We start from the raw sequence: 17,663 nt of genomic DNA on the forward strand, positions 1-17,663 counted from the left end.
AATGAAAACAGACCAGCAAGTCTCCCGTAACCGGAAACCTGCAGGCCTCTTCACTTGCCCTCAGTAATGCTTGCTAATGGGACGGCTTCTTATGGCCAGCGAACCAGCCCTTCAGCTCCCGGGCTGACACAGCGGACATATGCCGAATGGAGAACATCGCCCGGTTGCGGCCAGAAGCAAGTGCGACAGAGATCGTCGCCAGATTCTTCCGCAGCTGAAACGGTGTCTCCGACATTCTGTTCCACTGCACACGCCTTCTATGAATAAGCGCTTGATGCTTTGTAAAACCGCCATATTGAATGAAAAGCCTTCCATCCCACGCATGCCATGCCGTTTGCTTGTAATTCAACCATGCGCTGACCCCAACCAGACCTGGCAGCAGGACGGCCAACCATCCATACGAGCCTGGAATCCAGATAATAGCCGGAATGATGACTGCAATTGACAATAGAAGCGGAACCGTCAAGAAGCTGGCAAGCGACCGTTTCTCCAGCCTCTGCCATTGGTCAGGCATTTCATATTGCGGCGCGAACCGCTGCAGGAAGCTTGCCAGCTCTGTCTTCCGCAGCAGCGGGAACATTAAGGCGGACGTGCCGTTCTTCTCGTCATAGCCCGTTGCGACCACATGTACGCTGAACCAGCCGAACGGCCTGCGGAGAAGGTTTTGCGTCAGGTGAATCGCCTGAATACTCTGCAGCGGAACTGTAATTTGCTTCTTCTCCAGCAGCCCGCGGGTAATGACAAGCTTATCTCCGTTCCGCGTCAGGGTAAAGCCGTATTCCTTCACGAATGTAATAAGGATAGCCAACAGCCATGCGACTAGAAGACCAGCAAATGCAAAGAGCGCAATCAATCCAATATTCAAAGCATGCGTACTGAACCAGGAGGAGATGATCCCTTTGAAATCAATAAACCTATCAAGCACATCATCCAATTGGGAATAGGCTGCCCCGAACAAAGCGATAATGACGCCTACCCTTCCTGATGTCGCGCTGAACAGCAGCAGATCCTTCGCGGAGAGAACACGGGTATCATGCGGCTCCGGCGCCCCTGCAGGTATCGTCTCGATTGGAACAGCAGCCCTCTCTTCTGCGACTGGCGCTGCTATTCCATCCTCCCCTGACAGGTCATGGCCATTAACAGCAGCCGATGAAGGCTCTGCCGCAGCACTGTTGCTGGCAGGAGTGCTGCCCAGCAGCAGTGCCGTCCGAATCTTTTCCGCTTCCCCTCCGGTAATTGCATTCAGCGCGACTTCCGGCTTTTTGCCGCCAGCTGTCTCCACACTCACCTTAACAAGCCCGAGAACACGATGCACAACACCTGCAGTCGTATCGACAGATTGAACCCGATCTCTCGTGATCCACGTCTTCTTGCGGACAAACACACCCTGCTCCACATGCAGCGCGTTATTCTCCAGGTAGTATGTAAACCGGTACCATGTCAAATAACTGATGCTGATCAATAACAGCAGAAACAGCACACTTCCTCCGCCGATCCATAGCAAGTTCACTTCCTTGCGAACGATGGTCGAGATCAGGAAGACAAGAAGCGGGTACAATAAGTCCTTAATCGCTTTAGCAATAAAAAAGACCAGTGAAATGGGATGCAGTCTGCTCCCCTTGCCCTGCGGCTCCCCCGAATTAGACCTCTTCATTCGATATCCTCGCCAATCTGGCAATCTGTCTTCTTGCATCGTCGGCAGCCTCATCGGTTAATGCCGGTATTTCGTGGCTCCCTGCCGCAGTTGAGAAAGTGACCGTTGCCAGATCATAGCGGCGGAGAATAGGGCCTTGCTTCTTGTCTACATGCTGAATACGCACCATGGGAATCGAGGTGCGCTTGCGAAAGATGATGCCATGCTTCAATTCAATGCCATCTTCATTAATGTCATACCGCCACTGACGATACTTCAGCCGGGGCCAGATCACGATTTCGACGATTGATTCGCAGACGGCCAGCAAGAGCACAGTGAGGAATATCCAGATCGGCCAGTGAAATCTTAGCGACAGCACGAGCAGTGTAACGACGATAATAAGATTGACAGCGGCGGAGACACATCCGCTCAACTGCCAAGCCTTCAACGCTTTCGCGTCGATCTGTTTCTGTGGTTCATTATACATGATGACGATTCCACCTCCTGGGTAAGGGAATGGAAATATTATACTTCCATTCCGCTTATTATACCCTTTAATCCTCTTTCTTTGAAGTTAATCTTCCGGCCTTGCGCAGCGCTTCGCGAAGCAGGAATTCGATATGCCCGTTTACACTGCGGAACTCGTCAGCGGCCCAATTCTCAAGCGCCCGGTGCAGCTCGGGATCGAGACGAAGCGGGAATGCCTTCTTTTCTTTGGCCATTGTGAGTGGCTCCTGTTAGTACAACGATCCCGTATTAATAACCGGCGTCGCTGACCGATCTGATACGATAGCGACCATTAAATTGTTAACCATGGCTGCACGCCGTTCTGCATCAAGCTCAATTCCGTTGTCATCCAGCTGGCGCAATGCAGCATCTACCATGCCGACTGCACCTTCGACGATCTTCTGCCTCGCCGATACGATCGCGGACGCCTGCTGGCGCTGCAGCATGGCGCTGGCGATTTCCGGTGAATACGCAAGATGGGTAAGACGCGTTTCCAGCACCTGGACACCGGCGACGTCGAGACGGACCTGCAGTTCTCCCATCAGTTCCATCGCTACCTCATCCGAATTCCCCCGAAGCGATATACCCTGCTCGTCATTGAAATTATCATATGCATGCTGAGCTGCAATATGGCGAACTGCTGTCTCACTTTGAATCGCTACAAACCGCTCATAATTGTCAACATCGAAGGTCGCTTTAGCCGTGTCCACTACGCGGAATACAACGACCGCGCCAATCTCAATCGGATTGCCCTCCGCGTCATTGACCTTCAGAGTCTGGCTATTGAAATTGCGCACCTTGAGCGAAACATTCTTCTTGTCGGTAAAAGGAACCACCATCCACATGCCGTCCTTCGATACGGTACCGATATATTTGCCGAAAAATGTAATTATTCTCGCCTCGTTCGGCTGAATAATAGTCAGCGATGATGCCGCTACCGCCGCCAGAATCAATAAGATAATACCCGCAGTGAGCGATGCAATGTTGGTGTCACCGTCCTTAATCCCATAATAAATCGCAAACCCGCCGGCAATTGCAAAGATCGCAGATAACAGCAGGGCAACAAAACCGTTAATATGCCAAGCCTTGAATTCTTTCATATCAGCACCCCTTATTATGATATTCATGTGATATATTTATGATATCACTTTTTCCAATATCGTACAAATGGATTTTTCTGTGAGCGCCCCGGCTGTATGCAGCACAAACAGGCTGCCCTTTGCGGGGCAGCCTTAGATTGTTGAAATCCCCTCTATTGCAGTGGGGATCGATTCTATTAACGCGGAGTATGCCTGCGAAACAGCAGCTTTTCTCTCGTTCCGGCCTGTCCGAAGCTGAAATACCTGCCAAGGCGCAGGCATTTCATCGTGTTCGCCCGATAGCAGCCCGATCCGCCATATTTTCCTGCACTTTCGCAGGCATTCTGCCCTCAACGGCTCCTTTTGACCGAAATGCCTGCACATTCGCAGGCTTCTCTCTCTTACAGCAGGTTGTATTGTGCCAGACCAGCCTAGTGGTTAAAAGGAAACCCGCCGGACTGTTCAATAACCTGCCAATAGGCAGGCTTTTCCCCATTTCAGCCTGCTGAACGCCGAATGCCTGCCAGAACGCAGGCATTTCGTCGTGTTCGCCCGATAGCTGCCCGATCCGCCATATTTTCCTGCACTTTCGCAGGCATTCTGCCCTCAACGGCTCCTTTTGACCGAAATGCCTGCACTTTCGCAGGCTTCTCTCTCTTTATCTCTTGAAGCCACCCACCGGCACACGTTTGGAGCCTAGTTGACGTGAGACCGCTGGACTGTTCTCAACAGCCTGAATACCGCAAGTATTGTACCACCTAGAGTAACTTTTTATCGGAATTCCTGCACTTACGACGGCTTCACACACAATCTGGACTTTCTTAGGCAGCCCGAGGCAGCCAGCCTGTGACCAACCGCCATGAATGTCACGCAAATACGGAGCTAATCGTGGTCCGGACTTCCTGCAACATCCCTTTATAGGCTGCATCATCGACGTAACCAATACTTCCGAACAGCAGATGTCCTACAGGCTCGATACCGACAAAATCCAGGATGCCCGTATCAGACGTCACCTTCAATCCCGCCGTCATGCCGATCTCATCGTAAACCTCGCTTGGTGTTCCGTGCGTATTAATAATGAAGCCCTGCTTGCCCTTGAGCAGCTTAATGATGCCTTCCGGTCCAACACTGTAAGCAAAGCCGTAGGAAAAAACTCTGTCAATATATCCTTTCAGAATCGCAGGCAGTCCCGTCCACCATATCGGATAAATGAAAGTAATCGCATCCGCCTCCGAGATAAAATTTTGCTCCGTCTTTATATCGATCGGTGTGTGTCCCGCTTTCATCGCTTCCGTATCTTCCGGTTTCAACACTGGTTGAAATTGAAGCGCATATAAATCACGCACAGTAACTTCATGGCCATTGTTCTTTAAAGCCTCTACTGTAGTTTCTAATATAGCGTGGTTGAGGCTTTCAGGGCTGGGATGAGCATAGACGACTAGATGTTTCATTTCACAAACCTCCGTTAATCGTTATCCTCCATACCCTTTACAAAGACACAGATATCTATACCGTTTACTATATAAATCAATATCTTCCAATTAGAAACAATTGCAGCAAATGCTCCAGTTGTTTGTCCTCACTATGCATCCTATCTCGTGGCAACGCTGTTAATTACTCTTGAGCTCGCTGCACAGAGCGGCAATCTTGTTAACCGTTTCCCAGTTGCGCGTAGTAGCAGCGACTCCCAGCTTTTTCTCCAGAAAATTGTTCGAGAACAATGATTTGCCGTATCCTTTTCGACTTAAAATATAGACTTCCCGCCCGATGACTTCATAATCATCAATATCGTTCCTGAACTTCAGCAGCTCCTCTGCCGCTTCTGCCTTCGGCTCTGCAGCCAAATAAGATACATAGACCCTCTCATCCTTCTGCAGCTCCAGGCTGCTGTACGGGTTATTCCGCACACTTTCTTCAAGCTCGTCATGCGTCCGAATGACAACCGTCACATCAAAGCCGAACACTTCCTTCAGCTTGCTCTCGATCAGAGTGCGCAGCAGCCCCTTGTCATCCTCTACCGCTTCAAAAATAACATTGCCGCTCTGAATATAGGTCCGAACCTGCCGAAACTGCAGCGATTCGAAGATCGCACGCAGGTGATCCATCTTTATGATTTTCTGACCGCTAACATTGATCCCGCGCAGCAGCGCAGCGTAGATTCCCATCTGTCACGCCTCACTTTCATTGATTGCCAATCCGTGCTTTCTACGCCCTTGATTCTCCCAGCAGCTTCAACCCTAGAAAGATAAAGAGGGCCCCCATCATTTTGCCCAGCCAGCCTGCCCATCTGCTCGTCCTTAATGCTCTGGTTGCCAACTCTGAGCCGACTACCAGCATCATACACCATATCGTCCCGGTAGCGATAAAAGTAAAGCCCAGAACCAGAAAAGGCAGCGGCCCGAAAGCATGTTCAGGCTTAATGAACTGGGGCAAGTAAGCTAAGTAAAAGATGGCCACTTTAGGATTCAGCAGGTTGGTCAGCAGTCCCTGCCAATAGATTTTATCCAGCATTGCCCGAGTCCCATCCACTGAAAAGGAATGATCACCCGTCTCTCGATAGAATGGCCCTCACGCCCAAATAAATGAGATAAGTCGCTCCCGCCCATTTTACAATTGTAAAGGCAACCGCCGACTTCACCAGGATTACCGACAATCCGATTGCTGCCAGCAGCGTGTGGATGATGGCCCCATTTATAATTCCAAGCACGGATACAATACCCGCGCTTCTTCCTTGCGACAGCGTTCTGCCCAGAATGAACAGTGTATCGCTGCCCGGCGTAATGTTTAGAATAATGCCCGACAGCACGAATAAGGTGTAATGCTCAATTCCCAACATTGTTCTCACCTGCTCTCTCTCATACTGTTATTGATCCCGGACGAAGACGAAGACCCTTTCCCTTGATTACTGCCTCTATTAAGCCGCACTCGTGGATTCCGTTCTGCACGAGCCCCATAACTGTTGCCCTGAGCTACCACAGACGTTGATTGATTCTCCACTCGTCGTTCACCAGTATCAGTTCATACGCCATCTCATCCTCCGAGCTATCCTCCCACTTGCGGGTAACCTCAATGTGAACTACCTTTTTATTCTGGACGGCGATCCTGTCAACATAGAAATCGACAAGATTCAGACTGTTCTTATTGATTTCCTTAAAAATTTTTTTCATTTCAGCTACCGATTTTTCCCCCGAATAATCGCTTGAGCAGAGTGCATACACCTGTCTTACAAAATCATCAGTTACTTGGCCCCATTTTTCAGCATCGTTGAATTGTTCAAAATGAGCGATGATCGCTGCTCTCAGCCTGGGATCGTCCGGCTCTTCCCCTTTATACCTGTTGGCCTCGGCATTACAGCCCGCTAACATAAAGCAGAATACAGCGAATAGCAGCGCCTTCTTCATCATCTTTCCATGTGCCTCCTCTATTTCTCTATCATCTATTCCAGACATTGTAATGTCGCTTCCTATAATATGTCAATTACTATCTAATGCAATCTGACTACTCCTCCCACACCAGCCCGGAACAGGCATGCAACAGCCGCTAAAAGCAACATAAATAAGCCCATCAGTCCAGTCCCGATACGGGATTAGCCTGATGAGCCGTTATTTCTTCCGCTATAAGGATGTGATTAGCAAGAACCAGATGAGCAAAGCATATTTATCTGAATTCTCCATCCTTCTCATTATCATGATCTTCCCATTTTTTCGAGTACGCTTTATTCGTTACCCAGATGGTCATCCAGGTAAGCAAGATCACAATAATAATTGCAGCAACCCATACCCCCATTGGTACCTGCATGCTTGTTCCCCTCCTCTACTTAACCAAAGCACAGTACGTGCATGCCGACATTTCCAGTTTGATTATAGCAGTGAATTCGACAACGTCAACCACTATAGCGTGATTGTTAATGAACGTCCATATTTATGAGTGAACGAGCAGACTTTTGTGGATCCAAATGGCGGCTTGAGAGCCATCGCCTATCGCTATAACGGCTTGCTCGGAATGAGAGGTCACATCGCCTGCTGCCCAAACATGGGCTACATTTGTCATTTTCGTACGGGGATCTACTTCGATATGTCTATTGTCTGTTAAAGCGACACCCAGCTGATCCGCCAGCTCCGAATGGACATGATTGCCGCCGAAAGCAGTGAACCCATAGCCGCCCTCAATATATGTGCCCTGTCCCAGCGTTACACCTTGCAGCCTGCCCTCTGAATGAATGACCTCGTCGATGCTGTCTGCGACAGTAATAATTCCCGCTTTCTCCAACTGGTGCGCATGCTCCTCATGAATGCTGACACCGTCATGGTTGATATAGATAATGTCAGATGTCCAGTAGCGCAGTGTCAGCGACATCGCTGCTCCCGGATTGCCTGAACCGAGAACGAGCACCCGCTTGTCCCTCACCTCATAGCCATCGCAATCCGGACATACGAACACAGTCAGCCCCAGACATTCCGCCAGCTTCTGCTGCATCGGGATGCGATCCTGAACCCCCGCAGCGATCAAAAGCCTGCTCGCACGTATTCGTCTCCCATCAGATGCGGTAAGAACAAAATCTTCCCCCTTCTGTTCAGCATGCTTTACTACAGCATCCATAAATTCCACCCCCAGCCGCTCCGCATGCTCTCTGCCCAGCTGACGCAGCTGCTTGCCGCTAATTCCATCCGGCCATCCCAGTATATTGTGATAACAACGGCATAGATTCGATCTCCCACCTCCGGCATCTGCTACAACGATCTTATGCCGGTACCGCCCAAGCTGAATCGCAGCCTGAAGCCCCGCAAGCCCCCCGCCCACAATGGCACAATCGTACTGGATCATACAGCCTCCTGATCATAACCGCATCGTTATTCCTATTAATGTGAAGCTGATTGGTCTTAAATATTCCTTCATTGACACTGTTTTCTCTGCAGCCAAAAAAAACCGCGCAATGCGCGGTGTCAAGTTGTGATGAAATCCCTCTTGTTGGTAGGGGCGATTGTGGCTGACCGAACCGCCGTCAAGCAGCGAAACACCGTTGCGCCAGGAGCAGCGCGCAGTGCAGATGAAGCTTCTAGAATCGGCATACATGCCTATGCATGCCTAAATCAGGCTGCTTAACAAAGTCTGGCGCGTTCCTGCCAACTAGGCTTCCAAACGTTCGCAAGTGGCTGACTTCAACTTATTCGGTTGGTAAAGAGCGGGAAGCCTGCATAATTGCAGGCTTTTCGGCCAAAAGGGGCCGTTGAGGGCAGAATGCCTGCGACGATGCAGGAATATATGGCGGATCGGGCTGCTATCGGGCGAACACGACGAAATGCCTGCGCTTTGGCAGGCATTCGGTCTTCAGCAGGCTGAAATGCGGAAAAGCCTGCCTATTGGCAGGCTTTTGAATAGTCCGGCGGGTTTCCCGTCAACCAGTCTTTTAAAGGGTGCAATTGGCTGGCCTAACTGCAACACATCCGGTTGGCAGTAAAAGAAGCCTGCGTAAACGCAAGCTTTCTCTCGTTACGGCCTGTAGAAGATGAAATACCTGCCAGAAAGCAGGCCTTTCGCCATAATCTCCTCTACCGAGCCCATTCTGGCTCCAATTCCTGCAGCTTCGCAGGCATTTTACCCCATACGGCTTGTTGTGACCAAAATCCCTGCGCTTATGCAGGATTTCCTGCTCTGATGCTATGAGCGAGTGCACCTCGACGTGGCCGGGAGATGCACTCATCGCGTTGCCGGGCAGCGCAGTAAGCGGCTACATCCATCAATCCTTAACAACCCCATTACTCCCCGCGCGGATGAACGGATTCATCCGCCTCAACGAGCCGTTTAAGAGCCTGCAGCCTGTTCTCCCAGTAACGCTCGTAATAAGCAAGCCAGCGCTTCAATTCGAGGAGCGGCTCAGGGTCTAATCGGTAACGCGTCTCACGACCGACCTTCCGTTCTACAACAAGTCCGGCTTCTGATAAGATCCGCAGATGCTTGGAGACGGCGGTGCGGCTCATCGGATAGTGTCCGGCTATGTCCTTGACCGGAATTTCCTGATCAACCAGCAATTGCAGCAGGCTGCGCCGAGTTGGGTCAGCGATGGCCTGGAACACATCATGCTTCTGCGATGAGGCAGCTTGATCAGCCCTCGACATACGCTTTGAGCTTCGCCACGATACCGACCCAGCCGCCGGACATTCTGTCACGGACTTCATTATGGGCTTGTCCAAACTCCGTCACCTTGTCAGCAATCCAGCCGGAATGAATAAGTGTAAATTCCGTTCCGTTATCCTTCTCGATTAATTCAAAGGTAAGCGACCAGTCCTTGCCCCATTCGAAAGAGAGACGGTTCGGCGGGTCGAGCACCGTTACTTTGCAAGGAGATTTGCCGAAAGGCCCCGCTTCCAGATGGAATTCAAAATCCAGCTCAGGCTGAAAATCATTGGGCATGAACCATGCCGCGATCCCCTCCGAAGTTGCTACTGATTCCCATACTTTCTGAATCGGTGCGTTTAGCAGTATCGTCTGACGTATGTCGGGCAGTTGATTGTTCGTGTTGTGATCCATTGCATTCATCCCTTCCGCAAAATTATGAAACCATTTGGTTTCACTTATTATATGACACCATATGGTTTCGCGTCAACGACTATCCTGCAATCGCAATTGCAGCTCCTTCGTGAACCAGAGCCGATAGCTGAGCAGACCGAGAATAATACTTGTAACAGCGGCAGATGAAGTGAAAGCGAACACGATCAGAATTTGATACCTCACCGCTTCAAGCGGATCTGCGCCGGCAATGATCATTCCGGTCATCATGCCGGGCAATTGAACAATGCCTACCGTCTTCATCCCGTCAATCGTCGGGATCATACTGGCCTTCACCGCTCGCTTCAAGCATTGCTGGATAGCTTGCCTGGCATTCGCTCCCAGTGCGAGCAGAGCTTCGATCTCGCCTTTGGAGGCCAGAACATCCTGCTTCATCCCGTTCAAGAACAGACCCGCTACTACCATAGCATTCCCGATTGACATTCCGCTTATCGGTATGATGTATTGCGAGGCCGGCTCAATGATGCCAAGCCCCAGCAGCAGAAGCATAATAAGCGCTTCCGTCGCCCCGATCGACAAGGCTATTCTCCAGCGGATGCCGCGCAGCCCGCTCCCTCTCTGCCCGGCATTCCATGCGGCAACCGCGATCATCATAACAATAATAAATATGATCAAGAACAAATTTTCCGTCCGAAAAACAAACTGCAGCACGTAGCCGACAAGCAGTAATTGAACCGCTGCCCGAATCGTGCCGATCATAATATCCTTCTCAAGCCCAAGCTTCTGCCTCATAGAAACAAGGACAGTAATAAAGACGAAGATTAATGTAAAGGTAAGCGCTAAGCCTGACATTTCTCTCCCTCCTCCCTATCTGCCAAGGAAAGAAATCGTCGCGCGGCTTCTGATTGGGGGCTCCGGAAGAACTCCCCTGTCGGAGCATCCTCAAGCAGCGTTCCTTCCCCCATAAACCATACGCGATTACTGACAGAGCGGGCCTGCTCCAGATCATGCGTGACCCATATGTACGTCGTCCCTTGCTTCTCATGAAGCTCCGCCAGCATGACCTCTACAGCTACCTTGCTGTGTGGATCAAGCGATGCTGTAATCTCATCAAGCAGCAGAAGATCAGGATAGAGCAGCAGCGATCTGACGAGCGCTACTCTCTGCTTCTCGCCGCCAGACAGATCAGCGGATGGCTTGCACCAATCAAGCTCATGGAGCCCAACATCGGCCATTAGCTTCCGCGCATAGTCATTGTCGAATACTGTGCGGTGCAGCCGGCTGGCGATGCGCAAATTGTCCTCCACACTGCCTGGAAGCATGACGGCCTGCTGTGCAACATACATGGCCTTCATTCGCCAATGGAGCGGCTGCCATTCCCTGAACGATACATTGTTCAGCAGAATATCTCCCTCATCGGCACAGTCAAGCAGCGATAATATTCGCAATAACGTACTCTTGCCCTGCCCCGATGGCGCCAGAAGAGCAATGCGCTCCGGTTCATCAATTACGGCTGATACATTGCTGAACAGAGGCTGGTTCTCGCTGCTGCCTTGAAGCCTTTTGCTCAAATGGTCAAACTTCAAGATGGACATGTACGTGGAGCCTCCTTAACAGGGATCGATGTTATCAACAATAACATAATAACCGGAGGCACTGCATGCCCGCGGCTAGAATGACTTGCTCTTGATCGCGAATAAAGCGTCGATGGGCTCATGCTGTACGCCATAGGCGCTCACAAACGCCGCATTCTCATGATCATGAAACCCCTTCATAATCGTCACCGCATAGCCCAGTTCCTCTAATTCCTCCGCCTCCCAGCCGCTATGATGCTCCTGGAACTTCTCCCCCATCATGCCATAATGATCGACATTCTGTTGGGGGAAGTAACCTCTTGGCGTGAACACGACCACATGATGCTTCGCAATCATCTCGGCATCCCGCAGCAGCTGCAATCCCTGCTCCTTCGTAAAATGCTCCAAGGAATCGATAAATGAGACAGTCGAGAAGGATTGGGGAATGAACAGCTGAGAGATCATAGTGGCATCGGCGTTAATGGGAATAATGTGATCCATAACGGATTGACGGCTGATCAGATAGGGGCGGTGAATATCAAGCGCAACGATCAGCTTATAATCCAAATAACGGAGCAGCACACAGGGGCCGCTGCCGACATCAAGCAGACTGTCCCGGTGAGCGACATTGCCATTCAAACGGCCGATCAAGCTGTGGTCAAACGTTTCTTGTATCAATGATACTTCCTCCCTCACATCTCCGGCTCTTGTCATCTTCGATTATCGATTTCTCCCGGCGATCAGTCAGCGAAAGATGATCGATCACCGATCAGCGATCAAGCTCATTCTAGCGACTGCATTCTTCACCATTCTATGAAAGCTGCTCGCGTTCGCAACGGCAAATGTACACCTAATTTCTCGCTAGCCGTGCATTCGACCACACCTGTTGAAGCATGTTTCATAGAATAAAAGAGACGATGGTAGATGCCGCTCAGCTTCTACTGACTATATGAGAGGAGTGAAGCAATGGGGATCGATGTTTCGATTATTCTGCCCTCCTATAATAGATATCCATTAAATTTAATGACCTTGTATTCCTTGGAGAACCAGACTTATCCCAAGGATCAGTACGAGGTCATTCTAGTGGACGACGGATCGACAGACGCCACCCCGACAATTGCAGCGACGCACACTTTCCCCTATGCATTCCGTTACTTGCCGATCGATGAGAACAAGGGCCGTCCCGCAGCCCGCAACGTCGGCATACAGCATGCACAGGGCAAATGGATTATTTTTCTGGATGCTGAGGTTATCGTTGACCCCGGATTTATTGCGTCCCATGTCGCCTTGCATCAGCAGAATGATCAGCTTGTGGCAGAAGGCGTGCTGACGATGAAAGGTGTCTATACAGAGGTCAGCAGCGGGTTCTCGGATTCCCAGAAGCATGAGCTAGCTACCCTGCTTATCGCCAATCCCGAGCTGCTTATGAGAACAGAAAGGTATGCCAAGTATGGAGAATCCGTTCTTCTCTTCAGCCGAGAAGACATTCATGCTGGCATGTTTCGGCGGATGATGTTCAAGAAGCCATTCGAGCAGGCTTATGAGAACGAAATTCTGCAGCGCCACGGCGACCGGTTTGAAGGCTTCCAGCTGCCCTGGCTCAGCTTTCACACGGGCAATGTATCACTTGCGAAGGAAGCGTTTATGCGTCACGGCTTATTTGAGGAGTATGAGGGTTATGGGTGGGATGATCTGGAGATGGGGTTCCGATTGTTCAAGAACGGCTACCAGTTTGCGCATATTCGCCACCCGTATACGTATCATCAGGAGCATCCGGTGTCGAAATTGAACGAAGCGGAGGCGGAGATCAACTTCTTCAAATTTCAGCAAAAATACAGAGATATCCAGCAATTAATGCAACTTCTTACTTTCCTTCCCAAGCCACTGGCCGTCCATCAAATGAATCATGCGCTTAAAGAGCTTAATGACCTGAAAGCCAGGGAGCCCCAGCGTTCCCGTCTAGTGATACCGGTTCTGCGCCAAATGCTTGAGGCGGTCGGCTATCTCAGACGCTTCGAGCTTCCCGTGACAGGTTTATTCCATTTCACTGACATCCAGTATCCCAGTCCGGTATTCGATCAATTCGCGGATGATAAGCGCTGGCTGGAATGCTCAGGCAAGTATCCGCAATTGAATAAGGTGCTGGATTATCTACTGCGTGTGTAAGGGGTAGCGCATACCCCTTGCATATCCACTGCCGTATTTTCTTCCCGGTGAGTCGCCGTGAGCAAGAGCAGCTTTATCAGAAAGAATGTAGATTACACATCAGGTCTATTGTATAATTGATTCGCATTGTACAAGCTATGGTAATAGATGATACATTTGCCTGCTGCACACACATGTTGGTCATAAGGAGAATCAGACAGTGCTTAAGAAGCAATCCCTTTCCAGTAAAATAAGGATGTCCCCGCCAAAGACATTAACGCTTGGCTTTGTCCTTATCATTCTCATCGGCACCCTGCTGCTCATGCTTCCGATCTCAACGATCTCTGGGGAATCGACGCCCTTCATCGATGCCTTCTTCACTGCGACCTCGGCGACCTGTGTAACCGGTCTCGTTATTATGGATACGGGCACCCATTTCTCCACATTCGGTCAGATGGTCATGATTACGCTTGTACAGATCGGCGGCCTTGGCTTTATGACCATGGCGACCCTGATCGCACTCGTAATGCGCAAGCGGATCTCGCTTAGAGAAAGATTGATTCTTCAGGAATCGATGAAGCAGAATTCAATGGACGGCATCGTCCGCCTTATTCGTAAAGTATTGATCTATGCGCTGTTCATCGAGCTGACGGGAGCTATACTGCTTACCATTCGCTGGTCCGTAGATATGCCTTTTGCCAAGGCCCTTTATTTTGGCTTCTTCCATAGTATCTCGATGTTCAATAATGCAGGATTTGATCTGTTCGGGAGCATCCATACCCCATTCAACAGCCTGGCGGCCTACGTCCATGATCCGGCTGTTAACCTGATCGTCATTCTGCTTATCGTGCTCGGCGGCATTGGCTTTATCGTTATTGCGGACCTGCTGGAATACCCCAAGAAGAAGAAATTTACTTTACATACGAAGGTGGTCCTGTCCGCTTCAGCAGTACTCATAGTGATCAGCACCATCATTATCTTCATATTCGAATACAGCAACCCGCTGACACTGGAGCCTCTCAATCTGGCCCACAAAAGTCTCGGAAGCCTGTTCCAATCCATCTCTCCCCGTTCGGGCGGAGTAAGCACCCTTGATGTTGCGGACATGCGGCAGGCCACACAGTTCTTCATTGTTATTCTCATGTTCATCGGAGCTGCGCCCGGCTCTGCCGGAGGAGGCATCAAGATTACAACCTTCGTTATCCTGATCGGAGCAGTTGTAGCGATGGTAAGAGGAAAAGAAACGATCGTCTTCTTCCGCCGCAGCTTGTCCAAGGATCGCGTCAATAAGGCGATTACGATGACATTGCTTGCACTTATGCTTATTATTTTCGTATCCATGGTGCTTTCAACGACGGAGGATCATCAGTTTTTGGTAATTTTGTTCGAAGTTACGTCAGCATTTGGCACAACGGGGATGTCGATGGGACTTACACAAGATCTGACAACCTTTGGCAAGGTTATGATTTCAATCATGATGTTCCTCGGAAGACTTGGACCGCTAACGCTGGCCTACGCGCTTACTTCCAAGCCCGAGAAGGAACTGATCAAATATCCGGAGGACAAGATCATTATCGGATAAAAAGAACTCATTGCTGCGTATCCGTCCATTGGCATCGCATATGCAGCATACCGCCCTCAAGTGAAGCCGTCAGCTTCCCGTTCATACGCAGCATCAGGCTTTGGGCAATCGACAGTCCAAGGCCTGTTCCTTTGTTGCCCGAGCGCGTCAGATCCGCTGTGTAGAACCGGTTGAACAGCAGCTCCACATGCTCCTGCTTCAATTGATCGGCTGCATTGCTGACCGTCAGCATGCTGCCTGATACGGTCTTCTCCAGTGTGATTGCAATACTGCCGTTCGAATGATTAATGGCATTAACAATAAGATTCTCGACCACCCGCTTCACAGCGGAGTCATCCGTAATCAGCAGAATATCCTCCTCCGGCAAGGCGATAACGGGCTCCACATTACGCTCATTGAACAAATCATAATAGTTTACCAGGACGTCCATAACCGTGTGGTTCAGCTTCAATCGTTCCAGCTTCATCGGATAATCGATGGACTCTATGACCGAGAGCTCGAAGAAATCATTCAGCAGCACCTGCAGCCTCTTCGCCCGATTGTTAATGATGGACAAATATTCACGCTTGTCCTCCGCGCTAAGGTCATCTGATTCCAGCAATTGAATATAGCCGAATATAGAAGTAAGCGGTGTGCGTATGTCATGTGACATACTTGCAACCGCTTGTTTCAGTTCATCCTCCGTTCGCCTTCTGCGTGCGTTCGCCTGAACGGTTAGCTCGGAATGACGGTTGATCTCAACCGCAAGCTCCTCCAGCCCCTTATCGAAAAAGGCAAGATCAATCTTCTTCTCAGTCTGATGCTCATTGTATGCTCTGAGCTGAGCTGCAACTCTGCGCATTTCCCTCCGAATTTGTAGAAGGCGGGCGAACAGAATGACTACCGCGATCATAGACAACATGACAATATAGACCATATGCTCACCCGCTCCATCTCGCTTTTATTTAATCTCTTTTTTCGTGTAGATCCACGCGCCCAGGCTGCCAAGCACAATATAAGTGATAACAGGTACTGCAATGAGCTTGAACAGCATCCCATTATCCATGTTTAATGCATCAATCTCTTGAGACAGCTTGAATACCATGTTATCATCTATCGTCCGAACAAAAGGGGCGAAATTGCCAAGTAAAAATAGAATGGTATCAATAAACATAAAGAATACTAGCCCCATCCCGATCGTCTTGCCGCTCTCTGCAAAAATCGTGCTGAATACCGCTACAATCGATGCGAAAGCTATGGCATACAGAAAAGTCAAGCCTGTCACTCTCAGCACATATGCAAGCGAAGAACCATCAGGCAGTTCACCAAAGCCCGACAACAAGGTGCCTATCGTTAGCAGTGTAAAAGGAAGTACTAGCGAGATCACGATTCCTCCAAAGGAGAGCACGAATAATTTGGCCATGTAGATGCGCAGCCTGCTATTGCCGGAGGAGGCAATCGTCTTCATAACTCCGGTCGAATACTCGCTTGCGATGAAGAAGCCAGCAAGAATAGGGAGACTGAATTTAATCATATAGTTGTTGCCGATAATCGTGTTCATGAAATAATCGATGCCTTTGACCTCGGCCTCCTGATCCATTCGGCTGTCAATATAGCTCAGGACAACAAACGCAGCAGCAAGTCCCATAATAATGAAAATCAAGGTCCAGAAGGATCTGTTCTTGCGCAGCTTGAACAGCTCGGATTGGATCAGATTATCCATGCCGAACACCTCCGATCCGCTTCGTGAAGAAGCTCTCCAGGTCCTCGCCCATCGGCATGAACTCTTCGATTACCAGACCTTCGGACGCAAGCAGCGTAGACACTTTGCCCGGCTGATCAAGATGTTTATACAGCTTCATAATGCCGCTGGACACAACCTCATATTCCGTCGTTCCAAGCTTGTTCTCTATAACGGTAGCCGCTCTGCCGGGGTCATTCACCTTAATATGCAAATACTGCTGGCATTTGTCGTTCAATTCCTTCGTAGTCAGCTGCTCCAGCAGCTGGCCATGATGAATGATGCCATAGTGGGTAGCAAGCAGATGCAGCTCGCTAAGGATATGGCTGGAGATTAAGATCGTTATGCCTCTCTCCCGGTTAAGCTTCTTGAGCAGCTCCCTCATCTCGACAACCCCCATAGGATCTAGTCCGTTAGTCGGCTCATCGAGGATCAGAAACTCAGGATCGCCAAGCAGTGCAATCGCAAGGCCAAGCCTCTGCTTCATGCCGAGCGAGAAGTTCTTCGCTGTCTTCTTGCCCGTATCCTGCAAGCCGACAAACCGAAGCGTTCTTGCGACACAGTCTTTACCCGGTATTCCCCTCATAAGACGGTGCGCCTCCAGGTTATCAACGGCTGTCATATTGGGAAACAGCGCAGGGCCTTCAATTATGGAGCCAATCCGTTTACGGGTCGCCACCAGCTCGCGCTGGCTGCTTTGTCCGAACAGCTCTACCGTGCCGCCACTAGGAAAAGCAAGTCCGGTTACGATGCGGATTAAAGTTGACTTGCCTGCTCCGTTCTGTCCAATAAAGCCATAAATCGAGCCCTTCCTGATCGACATGTCCACCTTATCCAGCGCAAAGCTATGCTTGAATTTCTTCGTAAGCCCATTGGTTTGAAGCACATGTTCATTCATCTCTTATCGAGCCTCCTT

General features: G+C 50.0%; 21 protein-coding genes. 2 read left to right on the top strand and 19 right to left on the bottom strand.

The annotated features are described in order from the left end of the window. Nucleotides 1-73: 73 nt before the first annotated feature. The 16 genes from K0T92_RS20610 to K0T92_RS20680 all read right to left on the bottom strand — a co-directional run bounded on the left by K0T92_RS20610 (nucleotide 74) and on the right by K0T92_RS20680 (nucleotide 11,978). Entirely contained in the window at nucleotides 74-1,654 is a 1,581-nt protein-coding gene (locus tag K0T92_RS20610; protein ID WP_219874369.1) for a PH domain-containing protein, read from the bottom strand. Next, the gene (locus K0T92_RS20615) at nucleotides 1,641-2,120 is read right to left on the bottom strand and encodes a PH domain-containing protein (protein WP_219874370.1); all 480 of its coding nucleotides are present in this window, start codon (nucleotides 2,118-2,120) and stop codon (nucleotides 1,641-1,643) included. The genes K0T92_RS20610 and K0T92_RS20615 overlap by 14 nt, the downstream gene beginning before the upstream one ends. A 67-nt stretch (nucleotides 2,121-2,187) precedes the next feature. Beyond that, nucleotides 2,188-2,355: a type II toxin-antitoxin system antitoxin gene (locus K0T92_RS20620; RefSeq protein WP_219874371.1), complete on the bottom strand. Its 168-nt coding sequence runs from the start codon at nucleotides 2,353-2,355 to the stop codon at nucleotides 2,188-2,190. A 15-nt stretch (nucleotides 2,356-2,370) separates the two neighbouring features. Then, entirely contained in the window at nucleotides 2,371-3,240 is an 870-nt protein-coding gene (locus K0T92_RS20625; protein ID WP_219874372.1) for an SPFH domain-containing protein, read from the bottom strand. An 845-nt stretch (nucleotides 3,241-4,085) separates the two neighbouring features. After that, entirely contained in the window at nucleotides 4,086-4,670 is a 585-nt protein-coding gene (locus K0T92_RS20630; RefSeq protein WP_219874373.1) for an NAD(P)H-dependent oxidoreductase, read from the bottom strand. A gap of 159 nt (nucleotides 4,671-4,829) precedes the next feature. Next, complete coding sequence (locus K0T92_RS20635) at nucleotides 4,830-5,384, bottom strand: DUF1697 domain-containing protein (protein WP_219874374.1); 555 nt, start codon at nucleotides 5,382-5,384, stop codon at nucleotides 4,830-4,832. A 40-nt stretch (nucleotides 5,385-5,424) separates the two neighbouring features. After that, on the bottom strand, nucleotides 5,425-5,730 hold the full coding sequence (locus tag K0T92_RS25360) for a LysE family translocator (protein WP_281423177.1): 306 nt from the start codon (nucleotides 5,728-5,730) through the stop codon (nucleotides 5,425-5,427). A 31-nt stretch (nucleotides 5,731-5,761) separates the two neighbouring features. Then, entirely contained in the window at nucleotides 5,762-6,055 is a 294-nt protein-coding gene (locus tag K0T92_RS25365) for a LysE family translocator (RefSeq protein WP_281423178.1), read from the bottom strand. Nucleotides 6,056-6,188: 133 nt separating this feature from the next. After that, nucleotides 6,189-6,623, bottom strand: a complete 435-nt coding sequence (locus K0T92_RS20645) for a hypothetical protein (RefSeq protein WP_219874375.1) — start codon at nucleotides 6,621-6,623, stop codon at nucleotides 6,189-6,191. 253 nt (nucleotides 6,624-6,876) lie between these two features. Next, a complete protein-coding gene (locus K0T92_RS20650; RefSeq protein ID WP_219874376.1) occupies nucleotides 6,877-7,017 on the bottom strand; it encodes a hypothetical protein in 141 nt (46 codons plus the stop codon). A 123-nt stretch (nucleotides 7,018-7,140) separates the two neighbouring features. Then, nucleotides 7,141-8,043, bottom strand: coding sequence for an NAD(P)/FAD-dependent oxidoreductase (locus K0T92_RS20655; RefSeq protein WP_219874377.1), 903 nt, complete (start codon nucleotides 8,041-8,043; stop codon nucleotides 7,141-7,143). A gap of 932 nt (nucleotides 8,044-8,975) precedes the next feature. Then, complete coding sequence (locus K0T92_RS20660) at nucleotides 8,976-9,335, bottom strand: ArsR/SmtB family transcription factor (protein ID WP_219874378.1); 360 nt, start codon at nucleotides 9,333-9,335, stop codon at nucleotides 8,976-8,978. Further along, nucleotides 9,322-9,747 (bottom strand): SRPBCC family protein, encoded by a 426-nt coding sequence (locus tag K0T92_RS20665; protein ID WP_219874379.1) that lies wholly within the window; start codon nucleotides 9,745-9,747, stop codon nucleotides 9,322-9,324. The genes K0T92_RS20660 and K0T92_RS20665 overlap by 14 nt, the downstream gene beginning before the upstream one ends. Before the next feature lie 72 nt (nucleotides 9,748-9,819). Beyond that, the gene (locus K0T92_RS20670) at nucleotides 9,820-10,578 is read right to left on the bottom strand and encodes an ABC transporter permease (RefSeq protein ID WP_219874380.1); all 759 of its coding nucleotides are present in this window, start codon (nucleotides 10,576-10,578) and stop codon (nucleotides 9,820-9,822) included. After that, on the bottom strand, nucleotides 10,566-11,321 hold the full coding sequence (locus K0T92_RS20675; RefSeq protein WP_219874381.1) for an ABC transporter ATP-binding protein: 756 nt from the start codon (nucleotides 11,319-11,321) through the stop codon (nucleotides 10,566-10,568). The genes K0T92_RS20670 and K0T92_RS20675 overlap by 13 nt, the downstream gene beginning before the upstream one ends. Before the next feature lie 75 nt (nucleotides 11,322-11,396). Beyond that, nucleotides 11,397-11,978, bottom strand: coding sequence for a class I SAM-dependent methyltransferase (locus tag K0T92_RS20680; RefSeq protein WP_219874382.1), 582 nt, complete (start codon nucleotides 11,976-11,978; stop codon nucleotides 11,397-11,399). Nucleotides 11,979-12,266: 288 nt separating this feature from the next. On the opposite strand from K0T92_RS20680, the gene K0T92_RS20685 reads away from it, so the two are divergent. Next, complete coding sequence (locus K0T92_RS20685) at nucleotides 12,267-13,466, top strand: glycosyltransferase family 2 protein (RefSeq protein ID WP_219874383.1); 1,200 nt, start codon at nucleotides 12,267-12,269, stop codon at nucleotides 13,464-13,466. A gap of 235 nt (nucleotides 13,467-13,701) precedes the next feature. Continuing rightward, nucleotides 13,702-15,027, top strand: a complete 1,326-nt coding sequence (locus tag K0T92_RS20690) for a TrkH family potassium uptake protein (protein WP_219874409.1) — start codon at nucleotides 13,702-13,704, stop codon at nucleotides 15,025-15,027. Nucleotides 15,028-15,034: 7 nt separating this feature from the next. Here K0T92_RS20690 and K0T92_RS20695 read toward each other — a convergent pair whose 3' ends face one another. From K0T92_RS20695 to K0T92_RS20705, 3 genes are read right to left on the bottom strand one after another with little or no spacing between them, the layout of a single operon-like run. Next, nucleotides 15,035-15,943 (bottom strand): sensor histidine kinase, encoded by a 909-nt coding sequence (locus tag K0T92_RS20695; protein WP_219874384.1) that lies wholly within the window; start codon nucleotides 15,941-15,943, stop codon nucleotides 15,035-15,037. Nucleotides 15,944-15,967: 24 nt separating this feature from the next. Continuing rightward, nucleotides 15,968-16,729, bottom strand: coding sequence for an ABC transporter permease (locus K0T92_RS20700; RefSeq protein ID WP_219874385.1), 762 nt, complete (start codon nucleotides 16,727-16,729; stop codon nucleotides 15,968-15,970). Next, nucleotides 16,722-17,645 (bottom strand): ABC transporter ATP-binding protein, encoded by a 924-nt coding sequence (locus tag K0T92_RS20705; protein ID WP_219874386.1) that lies wholly within the window; start codon nucleotides 17,643-17,645, stop codon nucleotides 16,722-16,724. Before K0T92_RS20705 ends, K0T92_RS20700 begins: the two co-directional genes overlap by 8 nt. Between the last annotated feature and the right edge of the window lie 18 nt (nucleotides 17,646-17,663).

Source organism: Paenibacillus oenotherae, from assembly GCF_019443105.1.
Lineage (GTDB): Bacteria > Bacillota > Bacilli > Paenibacillales > Paenibacillaceae > Paenibacillus_Z > Paenibacillus_Z oenotherae.

Bases quoted from the DNA above. Each gene is read 5' to 3' on its own strand.
- K0T92_RS20610 (WP_219874369.1), bottom strand. From the start codon at position 1,654: ATGAAGAGGTCTAATTCGGGGGAGCCGCAGGGCAAGGGGAGCAGACTG.
- K0T92_RS20615 (WP_219874370.1), bottom strand. From the start codon at position 2,120: ATGTATAATGAACCACAGAAACAGATCGACGCGAAAGCGTTGAAGGCT.
- K0T92_RS20620 (WP_219874371.1), bottom strand. From the start codon at position 2,355: ATGGCCAAAGAAAAGAAGGCATTCCCGCTTCGTCTCGATCCCGAGCTG.
- K0T92_RS20625 (WP_219874372.1), bottom strand. From the start codon at position 3,240: ATGAAAGAATTCAAGGCTTGGCATATTAACGGTTTTGTTGCCCTGCTG.
- K0T92_RS20630 (WP_219874373.1), bottom strand. From the start codon at position 4,670: ATGAAACATCTAGTCGTCTATGCTCATCCCAGCCCTGAAAGCCTCAAC.
- K0T92_RS20635 (WP_219874374.1), bottom strand. From the start codon at position 5,384: ATGGGAATCTACGCTGCGCTGCTGCGCGGGATCAATGTTAGCGGTCAG.
- K0T92_RS25360 (WP_281423177.1), bottom strand. From the start codon at position 5,730: ATGCTGGATAAAATCTATTGGCAGGGACTGCTGACCAACCTGCTGAAT.
- K0T92_RS25365 (WP_281423178.1), bottom strand. From the start codon at position 6,055: ATGTTGGGAATTGAGCATTACACCTTATTCGTGCTGTCGGGCATTATT.
- K0T92_RS20645 (WP_219874375.1), bottom strand. From the start codon at position 6,623: ATGATGAAGAAGGCGCTGCTATTCGCTGTATTCTGCTTTATGTTAGCG.
- K0T92_RS20650 (WP_219874376.1), bottom strand. From the start codon at position 7,017: ATGCAGGTACCAATGGGGGTATGGGTTGCTGCAATTATTATTGTGATC.
- K0T92_RS20655 (WP_219874377.1), bottom strand. From the start codon at position 8,043: ATGATCCAGTACGATTGTGCCATTGTGGGCGGGGGGCTTGCGGGGCTT.
- K0T92_RS20660 (WP_219874378.1), bottom strand. From the start codon at position 9,335: ATGTCGAGGGCTGATCAAGCTGCCTCATCGCAGAAGCATGATGTGTTC.
- K0T92_RS20665 (WP_219874379.1), bottom strand. From the start codon at position 9,747: ATGGATCACAACACGAACAATCAACTGCCCGACATACGTCAGACGATA.
- K0T92_RS20670 (WP_219874380.1), bottom strand. From the start codon at position 10,578: ATGTCAGGCTTAGCGCTTACCTTTACATTAATCTTCGTCTTTATTACT.
- K0T92_RS20675 (WP_219874381.1), bottom strand. From the start codon at position 11,321: ATGTCCATCTTGAAGTTTGACCATTTGAGCAAAAGGCTTCAAGGCAGC.
- K0T92_RS20685 (WP_219874383.1), top strand. From the start codon at position 12,267: ATGGGGATCGATGTTTCGATTATTCTGCCCTCCTATAATAGATATCCA.
- K0T92_RS20690 (WP_219874409.1), top strand. From the start codon at position 13,702: ATGTCCCCGCCAAAGACATTAACGCTTGGCTTTGTCCTTATCATTCTC.
- K0T92_RS20695 (WP_219874384.1), bottom strand. From the start codon at position 15,943: ATGGTCTATATTGTCATGTTGTCTATGATCGCGGTAGTCATTCTGTTC.
- K0T92_RS20700 (WP_219874385.1), bottom strand. From the start codon at position 16,729: ATGGATAATCTGATCCAATCCGAGCTGTTCAAGCTGCGCAAGAACAGA.
- K0T92_RS20705 (WP_219874386.1), bottom strand. From the start codon at position 17,645: ATGAATGAACATGTGCTTCAAACCAATGGGCTTACGAAGAAATTCAAG.